This window comes from Xanthomonas dyei, from assembly GCF_002939865.1.
Lineage (GTDB): Bacteria > Pseudomonadota > Gammaproteobacteria > Xanthomonadales > Xanthomonadaceae > Xanthomonas > Xanthomonas dyei.
In genome coordinates this window covers 1-23,344 of sequence record NZ_MDEE01000057.1, presented here as the reverse complement: position 1 = coordinate 23,344, position 23,344 = coordinate 1, and the positions used below count along the sequence as shown (strand labels likewise).

23 protein-coding genes, 2 other RNA genes and 1 pseudogene are annotated in these 23,344 nt (G+C 65.5%); 13 read left to right on the top strand and 13 right to left on the bottom strand.

Going from position 1 to position 23,344, the window contains the following annotated elements; translation table 11 throughout:
* The coding region (locus XdyCFBP7245_RS21740) for a transposase (RefSeq protein WP_146091707.1) at positions 1 to 222 on the bottom strand (222 nt) is incomplete at its 3' end.
* 72 nt (positions 223 to 294) lie between these two features.
* Entirely contained in the window at positions 295 to 843 is a 549-nt protein-coding gene (locus XdyCFBP7245_RS21735) for a hypothetical protein (protein WP_104617460.1), read from the bottom strand.
* 236 nt (positions 844 to 1,079) lie between these two features.
* Between XdyCFBP7245_RS21735 and XdyCFBP7245_RS21730 the strand changes: the two genes are divergently transcribed.
* On the top strand, positions 1,080 to 2,879 hold the full coding sequence (locus XdyCFBP7245_RS21730; protein WP_104617459.1) for a chloride channel protein: 1,800 nt from the start codon (positions 1,080 to 1,082) through the stop codon (positions 2,877 to 2,879).
* A 135-nt stretch (positions 2,880 to 3,014) separates the two neighbouring features.
* Here the strand turns inward: XdyCFBP7245_RS21730 and XdyCFBP7245_RS21725 are convergent, their stop codons facing one another.
* The gene (locus XdyCFBP7245_RS21725; protein WP_104617458.1) at positions 3,015 to 3,230 is read right to left on the bottom strand and encodes a hypothetical protein; all 216 of its coding nucleotides are present in this window, start codon (positions 3,228 to 3,230) and stop codon (positions 3,015 to 3,017) included.
* Between the two features lie 313 nt (positions 3,231 to 3,543).
* Between XdyCFBP7245_RS21725 and XdyCFBP7245_RS24230 the strand changes: the two genes are divergently transcribed.
* From XdyCFBP7245_RS24230 to XdyCFBP7245_RS21715, 3 genes are all read left to right on the top strand, one after another.
* Positions 3,544 to 3,708, top strand: coding sequence for a hypothetical protein (locus XdyCFBP7245_RS24230; protein ID WP_170068748.1), 165 nt, complete (start codon positions 3,544 to 3,546; stop codon positions 3,706 to 3,708).
* A gap of 270 nt (positions 3,709 to 3,978) precedes the next feature.
* Entirely contained in the window at positions 3,979 to 4,209 is a 231-nt protein-coding gene (locus XdyCFBP7245_RS21720) for a DUF1653 domain-containing protein (RefSeq protein WP_104617462.1), read from the top strand.
* Between the two features lie 38 nt (positions 4,210 to 4,247).
* Positions 4,248 to 4,583 carry a hypothetical protein gene (locus tag XdyCFBP7245_RS21715; RefSeq protein WP_104617457.1) on the top strand — a complete coding sequence of 112 codons (336 nt, stop codon included), beginning with the start codon at positions 4,248 to 4,250 and terminating at the stop codon, positions 4,581 to 4,583.
* Between the two features lie 213 nt (positions 4,584 to 4,796).
* Here XdyCFBP7245_RS21715 and XdyCFBP7245_RS21710 read toward each other — a convergent pair whose 3' ends face one another.
* Together XdyCFBP7245_RS21710 and XdyCFBP7245_RS21705 are read right to left on the bottom strand one after the other, a co-directional pair.
* Positions 4,797 to 5,486 (bottom strand): DNA/RNA non-specific endonuclease, encoded by a 690-nt coding sequence (locus tag XdyCFBP7245_RS21710; protein WP_104617456.1) that lies wholly within the window; start codon positions 5,484 to 5,486, stop codon positions 4,797 to 4,799.
* A gap of 586 nt (positions 5,487 to 6,072) precedes the next feature.
* Positions 6,073 to 6,474, bottom strand: a complete 402-nt coding sequence (locus XdyCFBP7245_RS21705) for a Rid family hydrolase (RefSeq protein WP_104617455.1) — start codon at positions 6,472 to 6,474, stop codon at positions 6,073 to 6,075.
* Positions 6,475 to 6,598: 124 nt separating this feature from the next.
* On the opposite strand from XdyCFBP7245_RS21705, the gene XdyCFBP7245_RS21700 reads away from it, so the two are divergent.
* The 4 genes and pseudogenes from XdyCFBP7245_RS21700 to XdyCFBP7245_RS21685 all read left to right on the top strand — a co-directional run bounded on the left by XdyCFBP7245_RS21700 (position 6,599) and on the right by XdyCFBP7245_RS21685 (position 11,280).
* On the top strand, positions 6,599 to 7,528 hold the full coding sequence (locus XdyCFBP7245_RS21700; protein ID WP_170068747.1) for a LysR family transcriptional regulator: 930 nt from the start codon (positions 6,599 to 6,601) through the stop codon (positions 7,526 to 7,528).
* Positions 7,529 to 7,815: 287 nt separating this feature from the next.
* Positions 7,816 to 8,556, top strand: a pseudogene (locus XdyCFBP7245_RS21695) (ABC transporter ATP-binding protein).
* Between the two features lie 10 nt (positions 8,557 to 8,566).
* On the top strand, positions 8,567 to 10,003 hold the full coding sequence (locus XdyCFBP7245_RS21690; protein WP_104617453.1) for an ABC transporter permease: 1,437 nt from the start codon (positions 8,567 to 8,569) through the stop codon (positions 10,001 to 10,003).
* The gene (locus tag XdyCFBP7245_RS21685) at positions 10,003 to 11,280 is read left to right on the top strand and encodes a DUF3526 domain-containing protein (protein WP_104617452.1); all 1,278 of its coding nucleotides are present in this window, start codon (positions 10,003 to 10,005) and stop codon (positions 11,278 to 11,280) included. Before XdyCFBP7245_RS21690 ends, XdyCFBP7245_RS21685 begins: the two co-directional genes overlap by 1 nt.
* 373 nt (positions 11,281 to 11,653) lie before the next feature.
* On the opposite strand, the gene XdyCFBP7245_RS21680 is transcribed toward XdyCFBP7245_RS21685, so the two are convergent.
* From XdyCFBP7245_RS21680 to XdyCFBP7245_RS21665, 4 genes are read right to left on the bottom strand one after another with little or no spacing between them, the layout of a single operon-like run.
* Entirely contained in the window at positions 11,654 to 12,310 is a 657-nt protein-coding gene (locus XdyCFBP7245_RS21680; protein ID WP_104617451.1) for a DUF2894 domain-containing protein, read from the bottom strand.
* Complete coding sequence (locus XdyCFBP7245_RS21675; protein WP_104617450.1) at positions 12,307 to 12,972, bottom strand: OmpA family protein; 666 nt, start codon at positions 12,970 to 12,972, stop codon at positions 12,307 to 12,309. The genes XdyCFBP7245_RS21680 and XdyCFBP7245_RS21675 overlap by 4 nt, the downstream gene beginning before the upstream one ends.
* Positions 12,969 to 15,626, bottom strand: a complete 2,658-nt coding sequence (locus XdyCFBP7245_RS21670) for a DUF802 domain-containing protein (RefSeq protein ID WP_170068746.1) — start codon at positions 15,624 to 15,626, stop codon at positions 12,969 to 12,971. Before XdyCFBP7245_RS21670 ends, XdyCFBP7245_RS21675 begins: the two co-directional genes overlap by 4 nt.
* Before the next feature lie 10 nt (positions 15,627 to 15,636).
* Complete coding sequence (locus XdyCFBP7245_RS21665) at positions 15,637 to 16,374, bottom strand: DUF3348 domain-containing protein (RefSeq protein ID WP_170068745.1); 738 nt, start codon at positions 16,372 to 16,374, stop codon at positions 15,637 to 15,639.
* Between the two features lie 440 nt (positions 16,375 to 16,814).
* Between XdyCFBP7245_RS21665 and paoC the strand changes: the two genes are divergently transcribed.
* A complete protein-coding gene (paoC, locus tag XdyCFBP7245_RS21660) occupies positions 16,815 to 19,028 on the top strand; it encodes an aldehyde oxidoreductase molybdenum-binding subunit PaoC (RefSeq protein ID WP_104617447.1) in 2,214 nt (737 codons plus the stop codon).
* Positions 19,029 to 19,129: 101 nt separating this feature from the next.
* Here the strand turns inward: paoC and XdyCFBP7245_RS21655 are convergent.
* A non-coding RNA gene (locus XdyCFBP7245_RS21655) (sX9 sRNA) lies at positions 19,130 to 19,205 on the bottom strand.
* 194 nt (positions 19,206 to 19,399) lie between these two features.
* On the opposite strand from XdyCFBP7245_RS21655, the gene XdyCFBP7245_RS21650 reads away from it, so the two are divergent.
* From XdyCFBP7245_RS21650 to XdyCFBP7245_RS21640, 3 genes are all read left to right on the top strand, one after another.
* Positions 19,400 to 19,477, top strand: a non-coding RNA gene (locus XdyCFBP7245_RS21650) — sX9 sRNA.
* Positions 19,478 to 19,799: 322 nt separating this feature from the next.
* Entirely contained in the window at positions 19,800 to 20,012 is a 213-nt protein-coding gene (locus XdyCFBP7245_RS21645; RefSeq protein ID WP_104617446.1) for a hypothetical protein, read from the top strand.
* 315 nt (positions 20,013 to 20,327) lie between these two features.
* On the top strand, positions 20,328 to 20,645 hold the full coding sequence (locus XdyCFBP7245_RS21640; protein ID WP_228323381.1) for a hypothetical protein: 318 nt from the start codon (positions 20,328 to 20,330) through the stop codon (positions 20,643 to 20,645).
* 256 nt (positions 20,646 to 20,901) lie between these two features.
* On the opposite strand, the gene XdyCFBP7245_RS21635 is transcribed toward XdyCFBP7245_RS21640, so the two are convergent.
* Both XdyCFBP7245_RS21635 and XdyCFBP7245_RS21630 read right to left on the bottom strand, forming a co-directional pair.
* Positions 20,902 to 21,117 carry a hypothetical protein gene (locus XdyCFBP7245_RS21635; protein ID WP_104617445.1) on the bottom strand — a complete coding sequence of 72 codons (216 nt, stop codon included), beginning with the start codon at positions 21,115 to 21,117 and terminating at the stop codon, positions 20,902 to 20,904.
* A gap of 9 nt (positions 21,118 to 21,126) precedes the next feature.
* On the bottom strand, positions 21,127 to 21,378 hold the full coding sequence (locus tag XdyCFBP7245_RS21630) for a YkgJ family cysteine cluster protein (RefSeq protein ID WP_046965021.1): 252 nt from the start codon (positions 21,376 to 21,378) through the stop codon (positions 21,127 to 21,129).
* Between the two features lie 477 nt (positions 21,379 to 21,855).
* Here XdyCFBP7245_RS21630 and XdyCFBP7245_RS24225 point away from each other — a divergent pair, with 477 nt between their 5' ends.
* Positions 21,856 to 22,023, top strand: a complete 168-nt coding sequence (locus XdyCFBP7245_RS24225) for a hypothetical protein (protein WP_170068744.1) — start codon at positions 21,856 to 21,858, stop codon at positions 22,021 to 22,023.
* A 116-nt stretch (positions 22,024 to 22,139) separates the two neighbouring features.
* On the opposite strand, the gene XdyCFBP7245_RS21625 is transcribed toward XdyCFBP7245_RS24225, so the two are convergent.
* Positions 22,140 to 23,255: a zinc-dependent alcohol dehydrogenase gene (locus XdyCFBP7245_RS21625; RefSeq protein WP_104617443.1), complete on the bottom strand. Its 1,116-nt coding sequence runs from the start codon at positions 23,253 to 23,255 to the stop codon at positions 22,140 to 22,142.
* Positions 23,256 to 23,344: the final 89 nt, after the last annotated feature.

The window sequence follows — 23,344 nt, the reverse complement described above, 5'->3', positions numbered from 1 at the left end:
CGGATCGCTCAACGCATACCACTGCTGCAGCAGATGAATCCGCAACATCGTCGCCAGTGCGTACGGCTGCCGACCTGGCCGTCCCGACACCGAATAGTGTGCAGCGATCAGACCGAGCAATTGCTGCCACGGAACGACCTGCTCCATCTCGGCCAGAAAGATCTCGCGCCGGGTCTGCTTGCGCTTGCCCAGGCCCTCAGCGTCGCCGAACGTCAGTTGCATGGATGATTCCTCAACACGAGGCGAGTAGTGTCGCGCATCTGCCGTGCTTTGTTCAGAGGTTCCCTAAAGCTGTCATTCCGGCGATGCGTGTCTGGATGCGTCCGGCGCGCGTGGGATGAGCGGGGTGGTGTTGGTCTGCAGCAGTGTCTGTACGGCGGTTCCGACACTGATGAAGCGCCTGCGTTGCAGCAGATAGACCGCCATGAGCATGGCCACGAACATCAGCGTTACGCCTGGCTTGATGATGGCAGCAGGAACCAGAATCCCAATCACTAGATACACCATGGTCCAGTTGCAGTCGCCGGTGATCGTGATCTCGCGGTGCCTGCGGTCGACCACGATGCGCCCGCGCATGATCGGTGGGTACACCGGGCCGACGATCACCAGAAACGTCTCGCGAAACGCGTACACATGCTCGGACAACGGATGGAATCTCAGTGCCGGCCAACGCGATTGATCGAGCGCCTGTTCCACCTGCGCCAGCGAAAAACAGTCCAGCGCCTGACGGCTTGCCGGAATCCGGCGCCGGAACACCGGCAGGCCCCATCCGAAGTACATGCGGTTCCAGGTGAGCGATAGAACGCCTTCTATCGCCATCACGACCAGCAGCAGGTTGAACATCGAGGCTCCTTGTTGTCTGTCGAACACTGCTGCAGGGCGTCGCCATGGCCCGCAGCCATGCGGCGCCAGCGCCAACTCTAGCAACCAAGCATGCCGCGCAGGGCGATCCAGACTCCAGCGCAGGGGACGGGGGGCTGTGGCTGCCGGATTGGGTCAGGTCAGCAGCGCTGATGCACACTAGGTACCACAGCCGACGTCGCCACTTCCGACGTGCTGATCCAGTCACCCCTGGTGCCATGCAGCCACAGTCTCACAACATCCTTCCCGGGCAGCCGTCCACTGCCGCGCAGCTGCGCCGACCCGTCGAGTGGTTGCGCCGGCAGTTGCGCGCCAACGACCTGTGGTTTATCGGGCTGGCTGCGCTGGTGGGGTTGGTGGCTGCCGCCTTGATGGTGCTGCAGGCTGGGATCGCGCACGCGTTGCAGGCCTGGCTGTACGGGCTCGGGCCGGATGCGCGGCTCAGCACGGCAACCTCGATCACGCCCACGCAATTGCTGGTGCTGCCGCTGGGCGGGCTGCTGGTGGGCCTGGTGGCATTGATGGCGCGACGGCGCAAGCGGCCGCTGGTGGATGCGGTGGAAGCCAATGCGCTGCACGGCGGGCGCATGTCGATGCGCGATAACCTGATCGTTGCGGTGCAGACCTTGTTGTCCAACGGCTTCGGCGCATCGGTCGGGTTGGAGGCAACGTATACGCAGATGGGGTCCGGCGCCGGCTCGCAGCTCGGTCGCATCTTGCGGGTGCGTCGCGCGGATATGCGCACCCTGGTCGGTGCCGGTGCGGCGGGTGCCATTGCCGGCGCTTTCGGTGCACCGCTGGCGGGTGCGTTCTACGCGTTCGAGATCGTCATCGGCGCCTACACGCCATCGGCGTTGGCGCCGGTAGCGGCTGCGGCATTGGCCGGCGCGTTCATGGCCAGTGCGCTGGGCGCAGCGCCGTATTCGTTACCGGCGGCGGTGGCGTACCAGTTGCAGCCACGCGACTACGCGATCTACGTCGCACTGGGATTGGTGTGCGCGTTGATCGGCATCGCCGTCATGCGCCTGGTGGCTGGCATCGAGCGCAGCGTAGGGCGCATCAATCTGCCGCTGTGGGGGCGTCCGGTCATTGGCGGGTTGCTGCTGATTCCGTTGGCGATGTATTCGCCACAGGTGCTGTCCTCCGGCCACGGCGCGTTGCACCTGGATATGACCAGCAGCACCACCTTGCAGGTGCTGGCCACGCTGCTGGTGCTCAAGTGCGTTGCCTCGGGCATTTCGCTGGGTTTCGGCTTCCGTGGCGGCTTGTTCTTTGCATCCCTGTTCATGGGCTCGTTGGTCGGCAGTTTGTTCGCAGTGGCCGTGAACCTGTTGGTGGGCGCGGCGGTGGTGGACGCGACCAGCGCCGCGTTGGTCGGTATGGCCGCCCTGGCGGCGGCAATCGTGGGTGCACCGATGACCATGGCGATGCTGATCCTGGAGGGCACGCACGATTTTGTGTTGGCCAGCGCGGTGATGGCGGCGGTGCTGGTGGCCAATACGGTAGTGCGTCAGGTGTTCGGTTATTCGTTCTCGACCTGGCGGCTGCATCTGCGTGGCGAAAACATCCGCAGCGCGCGCGACGTGGGCTGGGTCCGCAATCTGTCGGCCGGCAAGATGATGCGCAAGGATGCCAATCACACCGCGCACGACATCAGCGTTGGCGAATTCCGGCGGCGTTTTCCGCTAGGTTCGACCCAGCGCGTGGTGCTGGAAGATGCAGCCGGGCACTATGCCGGTGTGGTGCCGCTGGCAGTGCTGTATGCCGACAACGTGCAGCCGGATGCGCCGGTCAGCGACTACGCCAGACATCGCGATGCGGCGCTGCGGGCAGACACCGACATCGTGGCGATCATGAAGGTCTTCGATGCGACGCAAGCCGACGAGCTGGCGGTGATCGATACCGACCGCCGGGTGCTTGGCGTGTTGTCTGAAGGATTCGTGCGCAAGCGCTACGCCGAAGAGCTGGAAAAGCGCGAGCGCGAATTGATGGGCGAGCGGGCCAGCGGCGACGACTGAGGCCATCTATCCGGATGCGGTGTGCCCCAGTTTGCTGGGGTGCCCGGAATAGTTGTGCGATATGCGGCATCGCCGGCCGTGCGGCATGCGCCGGCCAGCGACTTCACCGCTGCGCAGGTGCGATGACGCGTGAAACTACACGGCAGCTTCCGAGCTGGTTGTCGCGTTGCTGGTCGCGGCGGTGCTCGATGCGTTTGGCACAAGCGCATGCGCAGCCATCAACCCGGTGAGCCGTCGGTGGCAATCGCGCACGGCAAGTGCGGACGCCGGCATGTTGCAGGCGTCGAAGGTGTGCGCTTCCGCCTTCCAGGCGGCGAGCAGGTCTTCCAGATCGCAGAGCAGGCTCGGCATGGGCGTTTCTCGATTAGTTTTTTGTATTTACGGCGACAGATCGCGGGCGGATGCAAGGCCGCTGTGCTGCAGGCTGACTCAGTTATCTAACGACACAGCGTGGCAAGCCGCTCCCAACCCTAAGCGCCTCGCCGCCGCCACTTGACCTGTGTCCTTCCGGCCTTGCCCTAGCCCGCCGAGGTCGCAAAACCGACCACAGCTGCAATGTGTTCGTGCGCTGATGACGAGGCACGTCGCCATACGCAAACCACACATGCATATCACGGCGCCGGGAGGAGGGTGGCCAGGCGGCCTTCTGTCGCAGGAGATGAGCATGCGTACCCAGGAAAACGGCAACGAGCGGATCGATGATCCCAGCCCGCCCAACGGAGTCAAGGTACCCGGCAAGAACGAAGACCTGTTGCAGGAGGGCCCGGCGCAGGACAGCGAGATCGATGACGACGACAGTATCGAAGGCGATATCGACGAAGACGCATAGCCTTTGAGGCAGCACAGCTGCACGGACTTTTGAGCAGGTGCAGCGGGGTGCGTAAGCACAAGCAATACTGCGCCGATGTCGGGGCAGGCCGTCGCAGCTGGATATCGCGTCGACAATCCAGACGCCGCCACCGGCCTGCGTGCCCGACTGCCGTGCGGCGCGGCGTTGTCGTACCACGCGTGGGCATGCAGACGCGGATCCACGCGCACCTGGCTCGTCAGCACACAACGCCCGCCCTACACTGCACAGCCACCGATCGCGTTGAATACCATGGATATGTTGCCGCCATTACCCACCATTGCGCTGGGCGAGTACCGCCACTTCAAGGGCGGCCGCTACGAAGTGCTGGGCGTCGTTCGCAGTAGCGAAACCCTGGAGCCGTTGGTGCTGTATCGGCCGCTGGACAGCGAAATTGGCCTGTGGGTGCGGCCCTACGCGATGTTCGTGGAACAGGTGGACGTGGATGGCGTGATGCGGCCGCGCTTTGCGCCTGTGGCGTGACCGGCGCTTGCCATGAGGCATGTGTCCGGTAGAGGGCCATGAGCACCGCCCACGTGCCGCTCACCACGCCAGACGGGGCCTACCTCATCGTCCGTGGCCGGCTGTGGCGCACGTCCAATCCGCATTTGAGCGCAGAGGTGTGGGTGGCCCTGGTCGGCGCGCTGATGGATGCACGCCGTGCGGTCAAGGCGGCCAAGCGCTGCGATGATGCGCAGCAGCTGGCACGCGCACGCGCCAAGGTCGATGCGGCCAAGAGTGCGTTGGGAGCACGCGGCCCGGTGTGGTGGACCGACGGTGCCGACGACCTCACTCGGCATCTGGTCAAGAACACGCCGTCTGCGGACTGGTTTGATGGTCTCGACGCCGCGCATTAGCGTGCATGCAGCAGCATGCTGCAAATCTCGATCGCCAGCAGAAGCGGTTGAACCGCAGCGATGGCAGTACCGCAGGGCACTGCGCATATCCTGCCTCGCGCAACCTTGTAAGCACTTATCGGCACGCTAGTTGCCACACGGACAACTGCGACCAGTTGCAAACGGCCCAGCCCGACGTCACCGGGCTGGGCCGTCGCTGCCTGCGTAGGCGACTCAGCCCAGGTCGCAGTTGCTCGGCTGCGGCCAGGTGGTGGCGGGCAGCATCGCCTTGACCGCGGCCGGTGCGGTGATGCCGATGGTGCTGGCACCGTACAGGTCTTCAAGCTCGTCGATGCTGACGATGTAACTGTCCAGCGAACCCAGATTGGCGCTATTGGGAATCAGCCAGCTGATGGCGCGCGTGCCGCCGCCCGGGTTGGCGGTGATGATGGTCTTCCAGAAGAAATCCGGCGTGCGAATGCCGTGGCTGCTCAGAAAATAGTCGTTGCTGGTGTCGCTGTAGATCACCCCGCCATAGACCTGCACGCTGGCGATATCGCGATAGCACTCGGCCACGTTTTCTGCGCGCACCCAGATGCCCTGATTGAAGCTGGATACCTGCGGCACGATGTTGGACATCAGATTGGCGCGACGGATATAGGTCGCGTTGTAATCCATGTGGTTGGAAGTCACCAGGTGGCCGCGATCGCAGCCGCTGGGCAGTTCGGTGTCCAGGTTGAAGCTGGATGGACGCGCGGCCGATCCGGTGTCGGCTTGCAGTACGTATTCGTAGCGCAGCGCGGTGTGGTTGGTGCAGTCGTAGCGCAGCGTGTAACCGCCCTTGTTGAGGGTGACGACTTGTGCCTGGGCCGCGGCACTGAAACCGGTGAGTAGCAGAACGGCAAGCAGGGTCCTGACGCGCATGGGAGTGAATCTCCTTGGAATCGTTCGGACGCACAACGCCACCGCCGACTGCTCGTTGAGCAGATCGACGTTCAGCGGAAAGTGCGCTGGTCGGGGGACAGGTTGGCTCGGTCTCTAGCGAGCACATCAGCTATCGCATGCAAATGTTTCTTGTTGGTGACGTAAGCGTGAGGAATGTGCGCTTGCACCATTTTTTTCGACGGAGGTGCGATGGGTATCACGCATTTTCGTGCATACATGGCGCGAGCGATAATCCAATGGGTATGCCTGGAGCGGATGTATACGCAACTGAATCATGCGTTTCAGACGGCGCGTCGGAGCACATTGCGATACGCCGCGATTAGCGTCTGGGCAGCCACGGACGCCAAGAGTCGGCAGTGGCGTCCCTACCCTCTGGTGCGTGGGCATGGTCGGTCTCCACGCCGCGAAGCTCATCGACGCACCAAGTACGCGCGCGTCGCCTGGCAACGGCGCCGCATCACCACATCGTCGCGCCGGCAGACACAAAAAACCCCCTTCCGCAGTGCGTGCGAAAGAGGGGCATTTCCGATCCGGCCGCAGCGTGGGGCGGCACGTGTTGCGGCGATCACTGACCGGCGCTGGGCAACTTGACCACCACCTTGATCTCGAAGCGGAAGCCGGCCAGCCAGGTCACACCGACGGCAGTGACGGCGGGGTAGGGCGCCGGGCCCCAGTAGCTGGCCCAGCGGTCCCACGCCGCATCGAACACGACCTCGGGGTTCACCATGAACCAGGTGACATCGACCACGTCCTGCGATGTGCAGCCGGCGGCGCCGAGGATGGCATCGAGATTGGCGAACGCACGCGCGATCTCTGCGTCCAGCTCCGGCTCAGGCGAGCCGTCTTCGCGGCTGCCGACCTGGCCGGCGACGAACATCAACCCATCGGCGCGCACCGCCGGCGAATACCGATGGCGCTCGTACAGCGCGTGGCGGCCCTGCGGAAAAACAACGTCACGTGTGCCCATGAGACTCTCCTTGGAAGTTCGACAGAACGGACACCCACCCTAAGCGCCCGGCCATGCGCGATAAATCCGCAGGCGCGACCAACACTATTTGTAGAATCCAAACAATCTTGGTGGAGGAGTGGCGATGGACCGGTTCGATGCGATGCAGGCGTTTGCGCGTGTGGTTGAGACCGGCAGCTTCACCAAGGCCGCCGACACGCTGGAGATGAGCCGTGCCAGCGTGACGCACCTGGTGCAGCAGCTCGAAGCGCGGTTGCGGGTGACGCTGCTCAACCGCACCACCCGCCGTGTGCACGTGACCGCCGACGGCGCCGCCTATTACGAGCGTGTGGTGCGCCTGTTGGCCGACATGGACGATGCCGAAACCAGCTTGTCCGATGCATCGACGCTACCGCGCGGACGCTTGCGTGTGGATGTGCCCAGCTCGTTTGCGCGCTTGATCCTGATGCCGGCGGTGCCGGCGTTTCATGCGCGCTATCCGGATATCCAGCTGGACATGGGCGTGAGCGACCGGCGCGTGGATCTGATCGGCGAGAACGTGGATTGCGTGGTGCGCGGCGGCACCATCGCCGATCAATCGTTGATCGCACGCCGGGTCGGCGACCTGAAGACCGGTGTGTATGCGGCGCCGAGTTACCTGCAACGGCTGGGCATGCCTGCGCATCCTTCCGAGCTGGAAAACACCCGCCACCGCTGCGTCGGTTTCATGCGTTGGGGCACCACCACCACCGTGCCCTACGCGATCCAACGTGGCGACGAAGCGGTGACCGTGCACGGCCGGCATGTCGTTGCCGCCGACGACGGCAATGCCTATCTCGCCGCCGGGCTGGCCGGCATGGGCGTGTTGTGGCTGCCGGTGTACATGGCCGCCGCACACGTGGCCAGCGGCGAGCTGGTACCGGTATTCGAAGACTGGCAGCTGGAGCCGATGCCCTTGTCGATCGCGTTTGCGCCCAATCGCCACGTCAGCGCCAAACTGCGGGTCTTCATCGATTGGGTGATCGAGCTGATGGCTGCGCATGTGCATGTGGTGAGCCCTGCGCTGCGTCGATGACTGGGCGATGCGTTCGGGTTTCGTAGTGGCGCTAGCGCGTTGATTGTGCGGATGCTGTCTTGAGCGCGACGGCGCGGCGCGTGCGAACCGGCGTGTAGTGCGGCCGCCTTGGTTGCAGCAGAGTTGACCGGCACGGTGGCGTGTCACCCGCTGCCGTGGCCGCCGGCAGCGTCAAATCAGCGTCACCCATGCGGTCGACGCCTCCCGACCATCGAGTCGAGCGAGCCGAAGGATTTAGGCAATACAAGCAATGTGATAACGTATCATTTTGTTCGCCCATCGACGCCATGCCTTCGCTCCTACAGCCAAACGCCGCGATTTCCATCCACGATCTGCACGTCGCCTATGCCGGGCGCGCGGTGGTGAAAGGGCTGAATCTGCACATCGCGCCCGGCAGCGTGTACGCGCTGCTCGGTGGCAATGGCGCCGGCAAATCCTCCACGCTGTAGGCGCTGCTGGGCTTCGTCAAACCCGTCTCCGGCAGCGTGCGGGTAGACGGCATCGATCCGGTCGCCGCGCCCGGCAAGGCACGCGCGCGGCTGGCGTATCTGCCGGAAAACGTCGCGCTCTACGAGCATCTGAGCGCGCTGGAAAATGCCGACTACCTGCTTGCGCTCGCCGGGCAGCGCTGCAGCCAGGCCGCCATCGGCCAGGCGTTCGCGGCCGCAGGCTTGCAGCGCGAAGCCTGGAGCCAGCGACTGGCCGGCTTCTCCAAGGGCATGCGCCAGAAGGTGGCCATTGCCGTGGCCACGCTGCGGCAGGTGCCGGTGCTGTTGCTGGATGAGCCCACCTCCGGGCTGGACCCGCGCGCCATTGCCGACTTCAACCATCTGGTCAGTGGCGTGCGCGAGCGCGGCGGTGCGGTGCTGATGGTCACGCACGATCTGCTGGGTGCGGTGGACGTGGCCGACCGGATTGGATTTCTCGAAGACGGGCGCATCGTCGAAGACATCGGCGCAGCCGAAAGCGGCTTCGATGTACGTACCTTGCACGCACGTTTTGCACGGCCGCCCGAGCGCGCTGCATGAGCGTGCGTGCATGAGCCCTGTGTGGTTGGTTGCGCGCGAAGAGCTGCGTTTCATGGCCCGCAATCGCTCCGCCGCCATCGGCGTGGTATTGCTGATGCTGCTGACCCTGGTGGCGGCTTTGACCGCCGCGCATCACCAGCGTGAGGTCACCGAATTCCGTGCGCGTCAGCAACAGGTCGCGCAGCAGGCCTTCGACGCGCAGCCGGACCGTCACCCGCATCGGGTGGTGCATTACGGTCATTTCATCTATCGCCCGTTGCCGGCCCTGGCCGCGTTCGATTCGGGCGTGGATGCCTTCACCGGCAACAGCATGTTTCTGGAAGGCCATCGTCAGAACACCGCCAACTTTGGCGATGTGCGTCAGAGTTCGCTGCTGGTGCGCTTCGGTCAACTGAAACCGGCCTTCGTGCTGCAGGTGCTGGCGCCGTTGATGCTGGTGTTTCTGGGGTATGGCGCGGTGGCCCGCGAACAGGAGACCGGCACGCTGCGCGTGTTGTTGCTGCAGGGCGCCACGCGCCGGCAATTGCTCGGCGGCAAATATCTCGCGCTGGCCGCCGTGGCCGGCATCTGTCTGTTGCCGGCCTTGGTCGGCCTGATACCGATCGCGTTGTTGCCGGGCCAAGCGGTGCTGGTCGCGCTGCTGGTGCTGGCCTATGGCGTGTATTTGCTGGTGTGGTGTGGCCTGGTGTTGGCGGTGTCGATGCTGTGCCGGCGCGGCCGCGATGCGCTGCTGGTGTCGCTGGCGTTGTGGGTGTGGCTGGCCCTGCTGGTGCCGCGCGTGGCGCCGGATGTAGCCAGTGCAGCGTACCGGCTGCCCACGCGGTTGGAGACCGATGTGGCCATCCAGCGCGACCTGCGCACGCTCGGCGACAGCCACAACCCGGACGACCCGCACTTTGCACAGTTCAAACAACAGGTGCTGGCGCGTTACGGCGTACGACGAGTGGAAGACCTGCCGGTCAATTACAAAGGGTTGCTGGCACTGGAAGGCGAGCGGCTCACTGCCAGCCTGTTCGAGCGCTACGCGGCGCGCGATGCACGCATCCAGCAACAGCAGAATCTGCTGGTGCGCACGTTTGCCTTGCTGAGCCCGACGGTGGCGTTGCGCGAGGTTTCGATGACCCTGGCAGAAACCGATCTGCGCGCGCACGACCGCTTTCTCGCACAGGCCGAGCGTTACCGTTACACGCTGGTGCAACAGCTCAATCAGCTGCAGGCCGATGTGGTGAGCATGGCCGACGACACCGCGCAGGATGCCGGTGCCGATCAACGCAAGCGCATTGCGTCGGCGCATTGGCAGCGCATTCCGGTGTTTACCTTTACCCCGGCGTCCAATGCCGACGTCGTACGCGCGGCAGCTGCGCCGCTGGGTCTGATCGCGGCCTGGATGCTGGCCGCCTTGTGCATGTTGCTGGCCGCCGGGCGGCGCGTGGGAGTTGCACGCTGATGGTGCTGTGGAAATACGAAGCGCTGTTGTTGCTGCGCGCACGCGCGGCCGTGGCCGGGTTGCTGCTGCTCGCCCTGCTGACGGTGTGCAGCCTGCTCTCCGTGCAGCACGTCATCGATGCGCAACGCGCCAACATCGCACGCATCGCACCGCTGCAACGGGAAGACAGCGCGGCAGTGGAAGCATATGTCGCGCGCTCCAACGATGCCGGCAGCGCGGCGTACTACAGTTTCCACCCGACCTGGGACACGCCATCGCCATTGGCCTTCGCCGCAGTGGGCATGCGCGATGTGTCGCCGTACATCTTGCGGATACGCGCGCTGGGTCTGGAAGCGCAGATCTACGATGGCGACAGCTATAACCCCGAGCTGGCGCTGGCCGGGCGTTTCGACTACGCCTTTGTGCTGGTGTTTCTGCTGCCGCTGTTCGTGATCGCGTTGCTGTTCGATCTGCGCTCCGGCGAGCGCGAGGCCGGACGTGCGCGCATGTTGGCGGCATTGCCAGGCGCGGGCACCGCCTTGCTGATGCGCCGCGTGGTGGTACGCGCGGTGGCGGTGCTGGCGTGTTTGTGCGTGCCGTTCGCGATCGCTGCAAACCTCAATGCGGTGCCGTTGCTGCAGCAACTGGTAGTACTGGCGCTGACGTGTGCGTATCTGCTGTTCTGGGTACTGCTGGCAGTGCTGGTGGGCCGCATCCATTGGCGGCCGGCCGCGCATGCCACGGCGCTGGCCACCTGTTGGGTGGTGCTGGCGCTGGTGGCGCCGGCCTTGGCGCATGTGGTGATCAATCAGGCAGTACCGGTCGATCAAGGCACCGAAATTGCGCGGCTGCAACGCGAGGCGGTGAACCACGCCTGGGATATTCCGCGTCAGGCCACCATGCAACGGTTCTACGCGAGCAATCCCCAATGGGCGGATTCGCCGCCGTTGACCGATGCGTTTCACTACAAGTGGTATCTCGCCTTCCACGAAAACGGCGATCAGCAGGTCGCCCCGCAGGTCGCCGCCTATCGTCAGGGCTTGCTGCGCCGCGAAGCGCTGGCGCGGCGCGTGGCCAGTGTATTGCCGCCGGTGGCAGTGCAGGCTGCGCTCACACGCTTGGCGCACACCGATCTGCAGGCGCAACTGGCTTATCAGGCGCGTATTCGCGCCTATCACCAGGCATTGCGTACGTTCTATTACGGATACCTGTTCCGCGACCGGACGTTTACCCGCGACGACTTCCCGCGTGCGCCGCGTTTCGATGCTGCCGCCAAGCCGGCGCCGCAGGGCAGCTAAGCGCGGCTAACGAAACGATTGCGCTCCGCGCCAGGTGGGCGCGGTCGATGCTCGGTGCTCGGTGCGGCATGCGCCACTCGCAGGCTCCGCTTCTGAGCATGCAGTCCACACTCCCCCGACCATTGCTCGCTAAGTTTTTACCCGCCCCAAGTAGTCGCTGGGACGTGCGCATGCGTTACGCGTCGTGGACGTTATGCGGGGGTCTAACGATGCAGCTCGAAGCGATCTCTCGATCGGTCGGCGTCTCTATCAGCCGCGTAGACGATGCAGCGTCGGCGGGTCGGTCACTATGCGTTGACGCTAGCGTAGCTGCGCCGCGTGACGTGCGGCAGTCGCTAAATACCTTGCACGGTGAATGACACAAGCACCGCAATCACCCAGTGCTGCGCCGCTTCGAGGTGCCGCTACGGCTGCGCTTCTTGCCGGCTGCCGGCGGTGCGGCCGTGTCGTCGGCCAGCACGCCGCCGTGCTGCATCTGCTCCAGCCACGACAACGCATCCACATAGCCGAGAAAGTGCTGCAGATAGCCGGGCGAGCGTTCGCGCATCAGGGTGATGCAGCGATGCACCAGCACGCTGGAATTGAGCGGGCCGGCATCCTTGGGGGCGTCCTGCAGCGATTGACGCACCTGGCTGGCGGTACGCACCGTGGTCCAGGTGCGGCGGAAATCGTCCAGCGCCGGCAGCTCCGGAAACAGCTGCGCATCGGCGGCCGCAGTCTTTCTGCTGTCCACTTCCATCAACGCGGCGTGGCCTGCCAGCTGGTCGATCAACACGCCGAGCGGGCTACGCTGCGTTGGCTGCGACGCAACGCAGGCCTTTGCGCCGCGCGCAGTTTTCTTGACGGTGGCCGCATACGCATCGACCAGGCCGGCAAGCGTTTGTTCCAGTACCGCACGCACTGCATCGGCCTGCGTTTCGGCACGCGTCGCCAGGGTCTGCATCAGATGGAAACGCACCGGGTCCAGCCGGTCGGCGCCCTGGCTGCGCCAACGCTCCAGGCGCGCGCGTGCGGATGCCGGTGTGCTCATCGCGTGGCGGCGGCCTGCGTTGGCGCGGCGCGCTGCGCACCGGATGGGCGCGCGATCGGGGCGATCTCCACACGGCGATTCTTGGCGCGGCGCGCTTCGTCGGCGTTGGAGTCCACCGGTTGCTGCGCGCCGAACGCCGCAGCGAACACCGATGCGGCCGGCACGCCTTCGGCGATCAGTGCACGGGTCACGGTCAGCGCGCGCTGCGCGGACAATTCCCAGTTGTCGGCATAGCGACGGTTGCCGCCCAGCACCGGGCGGTCGTCGGTAAAGCCGCTGACCATCAGCAGTTCCTCGCGCGTGCTCAGATACTGCGCCAATGGCGCCGCGAGCGACTTCAATACCTCGCGGCCTTCGGGCTGCAGTTGATCGGAGTTGAACGCAAACAGCACGTTGCCACGAATGCCGATGCGGCCATCGACCAGCGTGACGCGTCCGGCAGCCAGCGGCGCGGCCAGCGCCTGTTCCAGGGTCTTGCGGCGTTGCGCTTCGGCCTGGCGCTGTTTGACCTCCTGATCGAGACGGCTGGACAGCTGTAGCTGCACGCCGATCACCCCGACCAGGATCAGCACGAACGCGCCCAGCAACACCGACATCAGGTCGCCGAATGCGGCCCAGATCGGGGTGCCCGAGTCGCCGTCGCTTTCAATCTCGTCGCTCATGCCTGCTCCGTTGCGCCGGCATCGCTGCGGCGGCCCTCGAGCTGTCGCAGTTCTTCGATGATCTGCTTCTGCGACAGCATGCTGAGGTCCACCACTTCACGCGCCTGCGCCACGTAATACGCCAGCTGGTCGTCGCTGCGCGCCAGCGACGCATCCAGTGCGGTGGCCACGTGTTGCAGGCGTTCGTTGAGTTCGCCGGTGGAGCTGCTGAACAACTGCACCGCCATGCCGAAGGCTTCGCCCAGGCTGGCCACTTCCACCGCGCTGCCGCTGACGTGCGCGGCCACTGCGCCGAGCTTGCCGGTTTCGCTGCCGATCTGTTCGGTGAGCTGGCTGCCCACGCGCTGCAGCAGGTCCGCCGAGGTGGTGACCAGCGCATCGACGGCGTCGCGTTGTTCGGTGGAGGCGTGATTGACCGCGTTGAGCAAGGTGTCCAGCGTGGCCAGCAGGCGGCTGCGTTCTTCCAGCATGGCGGTGTCGCGCACCATGCTTTCCGACAGGTTCTGGCGTAGTTCGGCCACCACATCGGCCGCGGCCTTGGGCGCTTCGGAGGCGATCTGCATCAGGCGCGAGACCTCGGCAATCGTGGCGCTGGTTTGCGCCTGCGCCTGCGTGGACAGTTCGCTGGCGGTGCTGGCCAGGGTGTCGCAGATGGCCTGCTGTTGCTGGGTGACGCGCTCGCCGGTCTGTTCCCACTGCGTGGCCAAGGTGGCGCTCATCGCAGTGAAGCGCTCGCTCCACAGGGCAAGACGCTGCGCATCGCGCGCCTCCAGCGCGGCCTGCAACTCGGTGTGCGAGTGCTGCAAGGTGCCGACCAGGCCTGCGGCATGCGTGTCGAAGCTGGCGGTTGCGGCGGCCAGTGCGTTCTGGTGCTGGGTGGCCAATGCGGCGCTGGCGTGTTGCTGTTGCGCGAGCGCATCGCTCCAGGCAGTGGCGGTCTCGCTGCTGGACTGTTCCATGCGCCTGGACACCGCATCCACCAGCGCGGTCGAACGCGCATCGAAGGTGCTGGCGAACTGCGTCAATGCGTTCTGCAAATCGTGCGTGAGCATGTGGTTGGCGCGCTGCTGTTCGGCCACTGCGGCTGTCCAGCTGGCTGCCGTGGCGGCAGTGCTGGTCTCAAAGCCGCTGGTCAAGCCATCCAGCTGCTGTTGCACGGCCTGCTGCACGCCGTGCTGCAAGGTGGTGGTCTGCTCGGCCAGCTGTTCCAGCGTTGCCTGCAACTGCGTGCCGAGCGCTTGGGTGGTGCGTTGTTGTTCGGCAAGCACCGCTGCCCAGGTGTCGGCGTTGGCGGCGGTGCTGCGTGCGAAGCCGTCATCCAGTGCGCGTAACTGCTGCTGCACGGCGGCGCCGACGCTGTCCTGCAGGGCGCTGCTGCGTTGCTCGACCTGCGCCAGCATGGCCTGCATCTGCTCGATGAGCGCCTGCTGCGTACGCTCCTGCGCGGCCAGTGCGGCCTGCCAGTGCTCGGCCGCAGTGCGTGCGCTGTCCTTGAAGCCGGCGTCGAGGCCATGCAGTTGCTGCTGCACCGCTGTGCTCACGCCCTCCTGCAATGCAGTGGTGTGCTGGGCGATCTGCGTAAGCGTGGTCTGCAGCTGCGTGTTGAGCGCCAGCTGTGCGTGTTCCTGTGCGGCAAGCGCGGTGGTCCACTGTTGCGCGGCGCTGCTGGCACTGCGATCGAACCCGCTGCTGATGCCGTCCAGCTGCTGCTGCACGGCCTGGGTGAGCTGCGCGTGCAGCGCGGCGGTGTCGCGTGCGATGCTGGCCATGGTGGTCTCCATCGCCGGCTGCAACGCCGCGCCAACCGCGCGCGCGCTGTCTGCGACGCCGGCCTGCAGCGATTGCGCCATCGCCGTGGCCAGCCGCGTGTAGGCCGCTTCGGTTCTGGCGTGGAACTCGGCCTGCTGTGCGGCCAGACGTTCGTTGGCGGCGATGCTCTGCTGCTCGATGCTGCCCATCAATGCCTGCAGGCGATCGATCAATGCCGGCATCAATGCGCTTTGTTGCTGCTGCAGCTTGAATGCTTCGCTGCGTTGGTGCGCATCAGAGTGCGGGTGCAATTCGGAAGCGATTTTCAGATCCAGCCGCTGCACGGCCTGCAGCCGCTCGCGTCGGCACAGCGCCGACAACAGGCCCAGCATGGCCGAGGTGGCAACGCCGGCGATGGAGGTGCCGAAGGCGAATGCCAGCCCTTCCACCGGTGCCGCCAGCGAACCGCGAATGGACTGCAGGTCGGTGGCGCTTTGCAGCGCAAAGCCGGTGCCTTTGAGCGTGGCCATCATGCCGAGCAGGGTGCCAAGCATGCCCAGCAACACCAGCAGGCCGACCAGATACGGCGTCAGCGTCGGCGCCGGCAACGCCACACGCGCACCCTGGATGCGCAGACGCACTGCATTGCGCAGGCTCGGGTGCAGCTGCTCCAGCCACGCGTCCAGCGCCGATGGTGCAGCGGTGAGCCCGGTCACCGCAGTGTCCAGCGTGGCGCTGGCCTGACGATAGCGAGACAGCTCCAACGCACCGGCGAGGTAACACGCGCCGATCACCGCCGCGACGCAGGCGCCCAGCGGGTTGTTGCCCAGATAGCCGAACCCGACCCAGCAAACCGCCAACAGGCCGACGAGAAACACACACACGTGTACAAGAGTTTTGAACATGACGTCCCAGTTAGCGGGTACGAAGCGCTGCAAGCAGGCCTTCGATCGGGTGAAAACGAACATCCAGTTCGGCGAGCAACACGCTCTGCATGTCTTTACGAAATACATCCAGCCAGCCATCGGACACCGCGCGCGGCGCGATCTCCTGATCGGTTGGCGCGCGGTGCGCGTACCCGGCCTCGCGCAGGCGGTCGAAATGCGTGCCCAGCAGGCCCGGCACGGTGTTCAACAAGGTCTGCTCGCGCGGGCTCAAGGTCAGCTCCATCACCGCATCCACTTCGGCCAGCCGTGCCATGTCGCTGGACACCAGCGCCAGCAGGTCGCGCAGCCGCCCACGCAAATCGCCGGTGGCGGTGCGCATGGCGCGTTGCATCGCCAGGTAGTGCTGCCGGAACGGCGCGTAGTCGGGCACTGGCGGCTGTGCATCACTGTCCGTCGCAGCGCGCGCCTCGCTACGCAGCCGCGCAACCAGGGCATCCAGATCGGCCACGCTGCTGATCGCAAGGCCAGCGCGCACGCGCGCACAAGCGTCGGCATCGAGCGGACGCGGTTCTGGCAGGTCGTCGGTCTCGGGCAGCTTGCCATCCAGCGCCTTGGACACGGCCACGGCGCGTGTCCAGTCGATCCACTGGCTCAGCCGGTCGGCCAGCGCATGGTTGGACTGGGCGACGCGGACATCGCTGAGGCGTGCGAGCAGGCGAATGAACGCCGGGCCCGAGAGGGGCGCCCGTGGAGCAGCTTTCGCCATTGTTCCGGTCAAAGACCGCGCATTTTACACGGGAATGACAGCGGGTCGGCCGGCGACACCGGGCGTGCGCTGCGGTGGCTGGTGAGGTTCATGGTTGGGCAGAACTGCGGTCAGGGTGGCATTCGGGAGTCGGGCTGTGGCGGCAGGTGACTGGCCGGGGCGTCGTCAGCGCAGACGGCCGCTGCAATCGATCGAGCCGGCAGCGTCAGGTGAGATGGTTGCGGCGCCTGCGCTTGCGCCGATTCATGAGCGAAATTCATGACCGCATGCCGCCTACGTGGCATCGCGCGGCGCGCGGGTTTGCTACAACCACAGCAGAGCAGCCGGCGCTCGCCATGCAAGGCTGCCATCGCGCCCAGGCATTAGCCATCTCCAGATCTGACGCCATCGCAGACCTGCCGCTGCGGCGCAGGCCGCCCGCACCCCTCAGGAGCATCCGCATGAAGTTCGACACTCCCGCAGGACCCAACCCCAGCGACCAACTCAAGGTGCTGGGCCAGCCGGTCGACCGCGTGGACGGGCCGCTCAAGGTGACCGGGCAGGCCCGCTACGCCTATGAATGGCATGACCAGCCTGGGCAGATGGCCTACGGCTACATCGTCGGCGCGGCGATCGGCAAGGGCCGTATCACCCAGATGGACACCGCCGTCGCACAGGCGGCGGCCGGGGTGATCGCCGTGCTTACCTACCAGAACGTTCCCACGTTGGGCACCGGCGAGTTCTACGTGCAGCGGTTTCTGGCCGCGCCGCAGGTGGACCACTACCACCAGGCGGTGGCCGTGGTGGTGGCCGAGACCTTCGAGCAGGCCCGTGCGGGTGCGGCGCTGGTGCGGGTACGTTATGCGCGCGAGCGCGGGCAATACGACCTGGCCGCCCAGCAGGCCAGCGCCCCGGTGGCGCCGCAGGCCCCGTTCGGCGGGCCGCCACAGACCGCACAAGGCGATTTCGCCGCCGCCTATGCCGCCGCGCCGTTCACCGTGGATGCCACCTACCGCACCCCCGACCAGGCGCACGCGATGATGGAACCGCACGCCACCATCGCGCGCTGGGAGGGCGAGCAGCTGATCTGCCACACCGCCATCCAGCAGATGAACTGGGGCACGCGCGATCTGGGCAGGGCACTGGGCGTGCCGAAGGAGCGCATCCGGTTGCTGTCGCCGTTCATTGGCGGCGGCTTTGGCGGCAAGGGCACCGCGCAGGCGGATCTGGTGCTGGCCGCGCTAGCTGCGCGTATCACCGCGCGGCCGGTCAAGCTGGCCCTGCAGCGCCCGCTGATGTTCAACAGCACCATTCACCGGCCTGCCACCATCCAGCGCCTGCGCCTGGGCGCCACTGCGGACGGGCGGCTGACCGCCATTGGCCATGAGAGCTGGTCGGGCAATCTGCGCGGCGGTCGCAGCGAGCCGACCACCTTGTCCACCCGTGCGCTGTATGCCGGCGCCAACCGGATGACTGCGGTACGGCTGGCGGTGCTGGATCTGGCCGAAGGCAACGCCATGCGCGCGCCCGGCGAGGCGCCGGGGATGATGGCGCTGGAAGTGGCGATGGACGAGCTGGCCGAGCGCGTAGGCATGGACCCGGTGCAGCTGCGCATCGTCAACGACACCCAGGTGGACCCGGAACAGTCGCAGCGCCCGTTCTCCACGCGCCCATTCGTGGCCTGCCTGCGCAGCGGCGCGCAACGCTTCGGCTGGTCGCAACGCAATCCCACTCCTGCCAGCGTGCGCGATGGCCGGTGGCTGATCGGCATGGGCATGGCCAGCGCCATTCGCGGCGCGCCGATTTCCAAGGCCGGTGCGCGTGCGCGGCTGGACCGCAGCGGCACGCTGACCATCGAAACCGACATGACCGATATCGGCACCGGCAGTTACACCATCGTGGCGCAGACCGCGGCCGAACTGCTCGGCGTGCCGCTGCAGCAGGTGGTGGTGCGGCTGGGCGATTCCAGCTTTCCGGAAACGCCCGGCTCGGGCGGGCAGCAGGGCGCTGCCTCGGTCACTGCCGGCGTCTATGCCGCCTGCATGCAGCTGCGAGAGGCAGTGGCGCAGCGCCTGGGCATTGCCGCAGACCAGGCCCGGTTTGCCGATGGCATGGTGCACGTGGGCGGCCGCGCCATCCCGCTGGCGCAGGCGGCCGACCACGGCGAGCTGGTCGCCGAGGATGCGATGGAATACGGCACGCTCAAGCAGCAGTACGCGCAGCAGACCTTCGGCGCGCACTTTGCGCAGGTGGCGGTGGATGCCGACACCGGCGAAATTCGCGTGCGCCGGCTGCTGGCGGTCTGCGCGGCCGGGCGCATCCTCAATCCCAAGACCGCGCGCAGCCAGGTGATCGGCGGCATGGTGATGGGCGTGGGCGCGGCGTTGATGGAAGAGCTGGCGGTGGATACGCGGCTGGGCCTGTTCGTCAATCACGACCTGGCCGGCTACGAAGTGCCGGTGCATGCGGATATCCCGCATCTGGAGGCGCATTTCATCGACGAGGTGGACCCCACCATGTCGCCGTTGAAGGCCAAGGGCGTGGGCGAGTTGGGCTTGACCGGCGTGGCGCCGGCGCTGGCCAATGCGATCTACAACGCCACCGGCATCCGCGTGCGCGACTATCCGATCACGCTGGACAAGCTGTTGGCGCAACTGCTGCGCAGAGCGGGGTAAGTGCAGAAGGAAAAAAGCGGTGTGGCGCCGACCGATGTCTGTAGCGGGGTCAGTGCCGTCAGCAAGCACTCGCGTGTTGGGCTGGCGATGGAGCTAAGAGCGGCTAACAAAACGTAGCGAGCAGTCGTCAGGTGGGTGTGGACGGCGCGGAGGAACCGGAGTGTACGGGTGGTACATGCCGATTCCGAGCACCGGCCGCGCCCGCCTGGCGGCTGCACAGTAGTTTTGTTAGCGGCTCTAAGGCATCAAGCCGCGGACGATGCATCCATGTGCTAGCTGCTGTGCATGCGATTGGGCGCACCTGACACTGCGCGCAGCTAACAAAACGACAGTGCTCATCGCCAGGCATGCGCGGCCCGTGCTCGGTGCGCATGTACCCTTCCGTACACTGCGGTTCTGAGCGCGCCAGCCGCACCCACCTGACGACTGCTCGCGACGTGGTGTTAGTCGCTCTGATTGGAAGTTTTCTGCATTGATACCGATGCAGGTCGGGCAGCGCCAGATCACCTGCCATGTGCGTCTCTGACGACTGTGTGCCGGTGATCGCGTGCTGACGAGCACGACCGTGCAGTTGAGCTATGTAGTGACCTAGGCAGCATAAAAACCGTGCCGTTGGGCGAGCCCGGGCGCGATGGACACATCGTTCCAGCTGCGTTTTCGGCCATCTCTCTAACCAATTCAGGTTGGCGGGCGCCGTCGCCGAATCGCCTGCGTTTTGTAAGGTGAACGGGTATAAGCTGCCGGCCGGGGAAATCCCCAACGAGGAATGCAATGGACCACTCCGACATGCAAGTGTCCGATCTGCTGGTCTTGGAGCTGCAAGGGTTCCACGACGCCTATGGCAGTGGACCGGACTTTTGGGACGCCTACCAACGCATTATGGGCGTCGCGGCGCAGGCCGGCGGCAACATGATCAATCTGGCCAACGAAATGGCCTCACTGGCGCAACGGTTCGGCGCTATCGATCGCGCGCAGCTGCTGTAACTGCCTCCCGCGGTCTGGTGCTGGCGTGCGGCTGCCGCAACCGCGCGGTGCGCTCTGCGCCACCGTCGCATGCGTGACGGCCCGCGCGCTCACCCAATCTTTCTGTCGTTTTCACGCACACCTGCTGTGCGCATTTTTACGGTTGGCGCATCGATGGCACTGCGTGATCTTCGCCGGTCACGCAGTGTCGGTCGGGGCGCTATCGCAATGCGCTGGGCAGTGGAGATGCGACGCGCCTGCGTTGCCCGCCAATGCAGCGGCGCCCCCAACCCGTGCCGGATGCGGTGATCCGGCACCTCGTTGAGGAGCTAAGGTGTGAGCGAAACAGTCGAAGGCGTGCGTGTGCATCTGGTCGGCGGCCCGCACGATGGGCAGATGCGATGTGGCGCATCATTGCCGGGCGTGATGCTGCCGGCGGGGTATCGCATGACGCCCTGGCCGGGCGGCCAACCCGGCATTCATTGGCAGCGTGAACTCAATCTGGCGTGCGTGCATGAGTCGCTGGCGGCCGATGCGCTGTGTGCAGCGCTGGGTGGGCAATGGCGCAGCTATCTGACGGCCCGTCGGCAGCAAGCGGCTGCAGGCAAGGGCGGTGACGTGCACAACGGATGCGAAGAAACGGCGCTTGCGTGATGCGGTGGATCTGGCCGAACGCGCAGCTGTTCTGCGTGAGTGGATCAATGCGGCAACCTGCCGGTAAGTCGCAATGCACCTCGGGGTGACGTTGGATCGATCACGTGGCAGGCAAAAGCGAACTGCGCAAGAGGCGGTCGATTCACGACCCCAGCATGCGCGGTGCTGCAGCGCTTGACGCTATGCGCAACGCATTTGCCGCACTCAAAACGAACGCAAGCGCAGGCTAAGGCGCAGCGCGCCTGCCAGCGAAGGCTTACTCGACGGCGTCGGGCGCCTTGGCGGGTGTGACCACGGCGGTCTCGGGCGCGCCGCGCTTCTTGTCGCGACGCAGCGGCGTGTCGCCCAGGCGCTCGATCGCGCCACCGGATTGCTGAAACGCTTCCAGGTCGGCGGCCAGACGTTGTTCGGACAAGCGCGGCTTGCCTGGTTGATTGCTGACGGTCATCGACTGGCGGCGGGAGTTATTCATCGCGAATCCTCATGCGTTGTAGAGCGTCAAGGGGATGCCCCGCCGGCGTTGATCGTCGTAGGTGGCACGCACGTCGCGGCAATACGGGCCGGACATGACGAAACGCCGACAGATCGCCGGGCGCGTTTCATAGATCGAGCAGCACATACGCGCCGAATCGAGGGCCACGCACCAGCCTTCCTCGTCGCGCGCCATCACGTGCCAGCCTTGCGGTGTCACGCTGGTCAGATGCTGAGGGATGCGGTCGGATGGATCGACCATGACGGTGAGCCGGCAACAGACGGCGTCGCAGCGTTCGCAGAGAGTCTTGATGGAAAAGGCCAGATTGAAGTGAAGGCGACACCGGTCTCCGGCCGCAACTCCACCATACACCCTGCGCGCGCCCGGATGTGAACCGGCACCCGCAGGCCCTGTCCTGAACGCATATCGCGGGAATTGCAGGCTGCGCGACGGCGTTGCTGGAGTTGCCCGCTGACGGCAACACCCCTGCCGGCGCTGCAGCGACGCGCCGACGCACCGAGATCACGCGCGGCGTTGTGGTGCCCGGATGTGAGGGTGTTCGATGCAGGTGGTTCGCGGTACCGGCCTTGGATTGCCGCGCTCGCTGAGTAACTGGCCCCAAGAATGCCGGTGCGCCGCGTTGTCTTTGTCACGCCGGTGCGAAGACGGTTTTCACCCGTGCTATCGATGGCGCGCCGTCGCGTGGGGGTGTCCGTAGCACGCATCGGGAGCGCCGCCATGAATACATCCAAGCCGCATCCATCTGCGCACGAGCATTCCGCAGGTCACGACCAGGAACACCGCGACAAGCAGAAGCAGGACGCACTGCAGGACGAGGCAGTGGAAGAAACCTTCCCGGCCAGCGACCCGGTGTCGCCGTTTGTGCCGGCCAAGCCGCTGGACTGAGCGCGGCGATCACGATGAGTCAGCCGCCGAGCGGTGAGGCAAGTGTGTGGTGATCACAATCAACAAGGCCCGGTCAGTGACCGGGCCTTGTTGGTTCACGTGCTGGGATGCGACGCTTACGGTGTCAGGACCACCTTGCGGCACGCATCCTGCTTCTTGTCGAACAACGCATAGCCCTGCGCCGCATCGGCCAGCGACATGCGGTGCGAAATGATGGCATTGGGCTTGAGCTCACCGTTGCCGATACGCTCCAACAAAGACGGCATGTGTTTTTGTACATGCGTCTGGCCCATCTTGAAGCTCAGCCCCTTGTCGAAGGCATCGCCGAGCATGAAGGCATGGATGAAGCCGGCATACACACCGGGCACGCTGACTACGCCGCAGCGCCGCGTGGCCGCGATGCATTGGCGGATCGCCACACCGCTGCTGCCTTCCAGCTTGAGGTTGGTGAGCGCGGTTTCGATCGCACTGCCTTCGGCCTCGAAGCCCACTGCCTCGATACTGGCATCCACGCCGCGACCGTCGGTCTGCGACACGATCACATCGGCCGGGTCGTCGATCTCATCGAAGTTGATTGGAATCACGCCGTATGCCTTCGACGCGAAGTCCAGGCGGTACGCATGCCGGTCGACCATGAAGATGCGTTCTGCGCCCAGCATGCGGCAGCACGCCGCAGCCATCAGGCCCACCGGGCCGGCGCCAAAGATCGCCACCGTGGAGCCCTGCTTGACGCCCGCATCGACGACAGCCTGATACCCGGTGGGCAGGATGTCGGACAGGAACAGCACTTGCTCGTCGTGTAGCGCATCCGGCACCACCAGCGGCCCGACGTTGGCCTTGGGCACGCGCACAAATTCGGCTTGCCCGCCGGACAGCCCGCCGTAGAGATGGCTGAAACCAAACAGGGCCGCAGGCGGGCGCATGTCCTTGTGATTGAGCGCAGCGCCCTTGCCGGTGTTGGTGGTTTCGCAGGCAGAAAACTCTTGCAGCATGCAGTGGAAGCAACGCCCGCACGCCACCACGAACGGAATCACCACGCGGTCGCCCGGTTTCACCGCCGTCACGTCCGGGCCGACCTCTTCAACGATACCCATGAACTCATGGCCGAGAATATCGCCAGGGCGCAGGTCCGGAATCTTGCCGCGGTACAGATGCAGATCCGAGCCGCAAATTGCGGTGGCGGTGACGCGCAAGATCACATCATCGCGTTCGACCAGAACCGGGTCCGGCACTGAGGTTTCCCCACATTTTTTTCTGCGAGATCAAGTGCTTGCTGGGCCAGGGTGTGGAAGAAGGTGCGCGCATGGTGCACGCTTCAAGG

Bases quoted from the DNA above. Each gene is read 5' to 3' on its own strand.
- XdyCFBP7245_RS21665 (WP_170068745.1), bottom strand. From the start codon at position 16,374: ATGGCGAAAGCTGCTCCACGGGCGCCCCTCTCGGGCCCGGCGTTCATT.
- XdyCFBP7245_RS21700 (WP_170068747.1), top strand. From the start codon at position 6,599: ATGGACCGGTTCGATGCGATGCAGGCGTTTGCGCGTGTGGTTGAGACC.
- XdyCFBP7245_RS21680 (WP_104617451.1), bottom strand. From the start codon at position 12,310: ATGAGCACACCGGCATCCGCACGCGCGCGCCTGGAGCGTTGGCGCAGC.
- XdyCFBP7245_RS21720 (WP_104617462.1), top strand. From the start codon at position 3,979: ATGGATATGTTGCCGCCATTACCCACCATTGCGCTGGGCGAGTACCGC.
- XdyCFBP7245_RS21635 (WP_104617445.1), bottom strand. From the start codon at position 21,117: ATGAATAACTCCCGCCGCCAGTCGATGACCGTCAGCAATCAACCAGGC.
- XdyCFBP7245_RS21675 (WP_104617450.1), bottom strand. From the start codon at position 12,972: ATGAGCGACGAGATTGAAAGCGACGGCGACTCGGGCACCCCGATCTGG.
- XdyCFBP7245_RS21735 (WP_104617460.1), bottom strand. From the start codon at position 843: ATGTTCAACCTGCTGCTGGTCGTGATGGCGATAGAAGGCGTTCTATCG.
- XdyCFBP7245_RS24230 (WP_170068748.1), top strand. From the start codon at position 3,544: ATGCGTACCCAGGAAAACGGCAACGAGCGGATCGATGATCCCAGCCCG.
- XdyCFBP7245_RS21670 (WP_170068746.1), bottom strand. From the start codon at position 15,626: ATGTTCAAAACTCTTGTACACGTGTGTGTGTTTCTCGTCGGCCTGTTG.
- XdyCFBP7245_RS21685 (WP_104617452.1), top strand. From the start codon at position 10,003: ATGGTGCTGTGGAAATACGAAGCGCTGTTGTTGCTGCGCGCACGCGCG.
- XdyCFBP7245_RS21705 (WP_104617455.1), bottom strand. From the start codon at position 6,474: ATGGGCACACGTGACGTTGTTTTTCCGCAGGGCCGCCACGCGCTGTAC.
- XdyCFBP7245_RS21630 (WP_046965021.1), bottom strand. From the start codon at position 21,378: ATGGTCGATCCATCCGACCGCATCCCTCAGCATCTGACCAGCGTGACA.
- XdyCFBP7245_RS21690 (WP_104617453.1), top strand. From the start codon at position 8,567: ATGAGCCCTGTGTGGTTGGTTGCGCGCGAAGAGCTGCGTTTCATGGCC.
- XdyCFBP7245_RS24225 (WP_170068744.1), top strand. From the start codon at position 21,856: ATGAATACATCCAAGCCGCATCCATCTGCGCACGAGCATTCCGCAGGT.
- XdyCFBP7245_RS21710 (WP_104617456.1), bottom strand. From the start codon at position 5,486: ATGCGCGTCAGGACCCTGCTTGCCGTTCTGCTACTCACCGGTTTCAGT.
- XdyCFBP7245_RS21645 (WP_104617446.1), top strand. From the start codon at position 19,800: ATGGACCACTCCGACATGCAAGTGTCCGATCTGCTGGTCTTGGAGCTG.
- paoC (WP_104617447.1), top strand. From the start codon at position 16,815: ATGAAGTTCGACACTCCCGCAGGACCCAACCCCAGCGACCAACTCAAG.
- XdyCFBP7245_RS21725 (WP_104617458.1), bottom strand. From the start codon at position 3,230: ATGCCGAGCCTGCTCTGCGATCTGGAAGACCTGCTCGCCGCCTGGAAG.
- XdyCFBP7245_RS21730 (WP_104617459.1), top strand. From the start codon at position 1,080: ATGCAGCCACAGTCTCACAACATCCTTCCCGGGCAGCCGTCCACTGCC.
- XdyCFBP7245_RS21715 (WP_104617457.1), top strand. From the start codon at position 4,248: ATGAGCACCGCCCACGTGCCGCTCACCACGCCAGACGGGGCCTACCTC.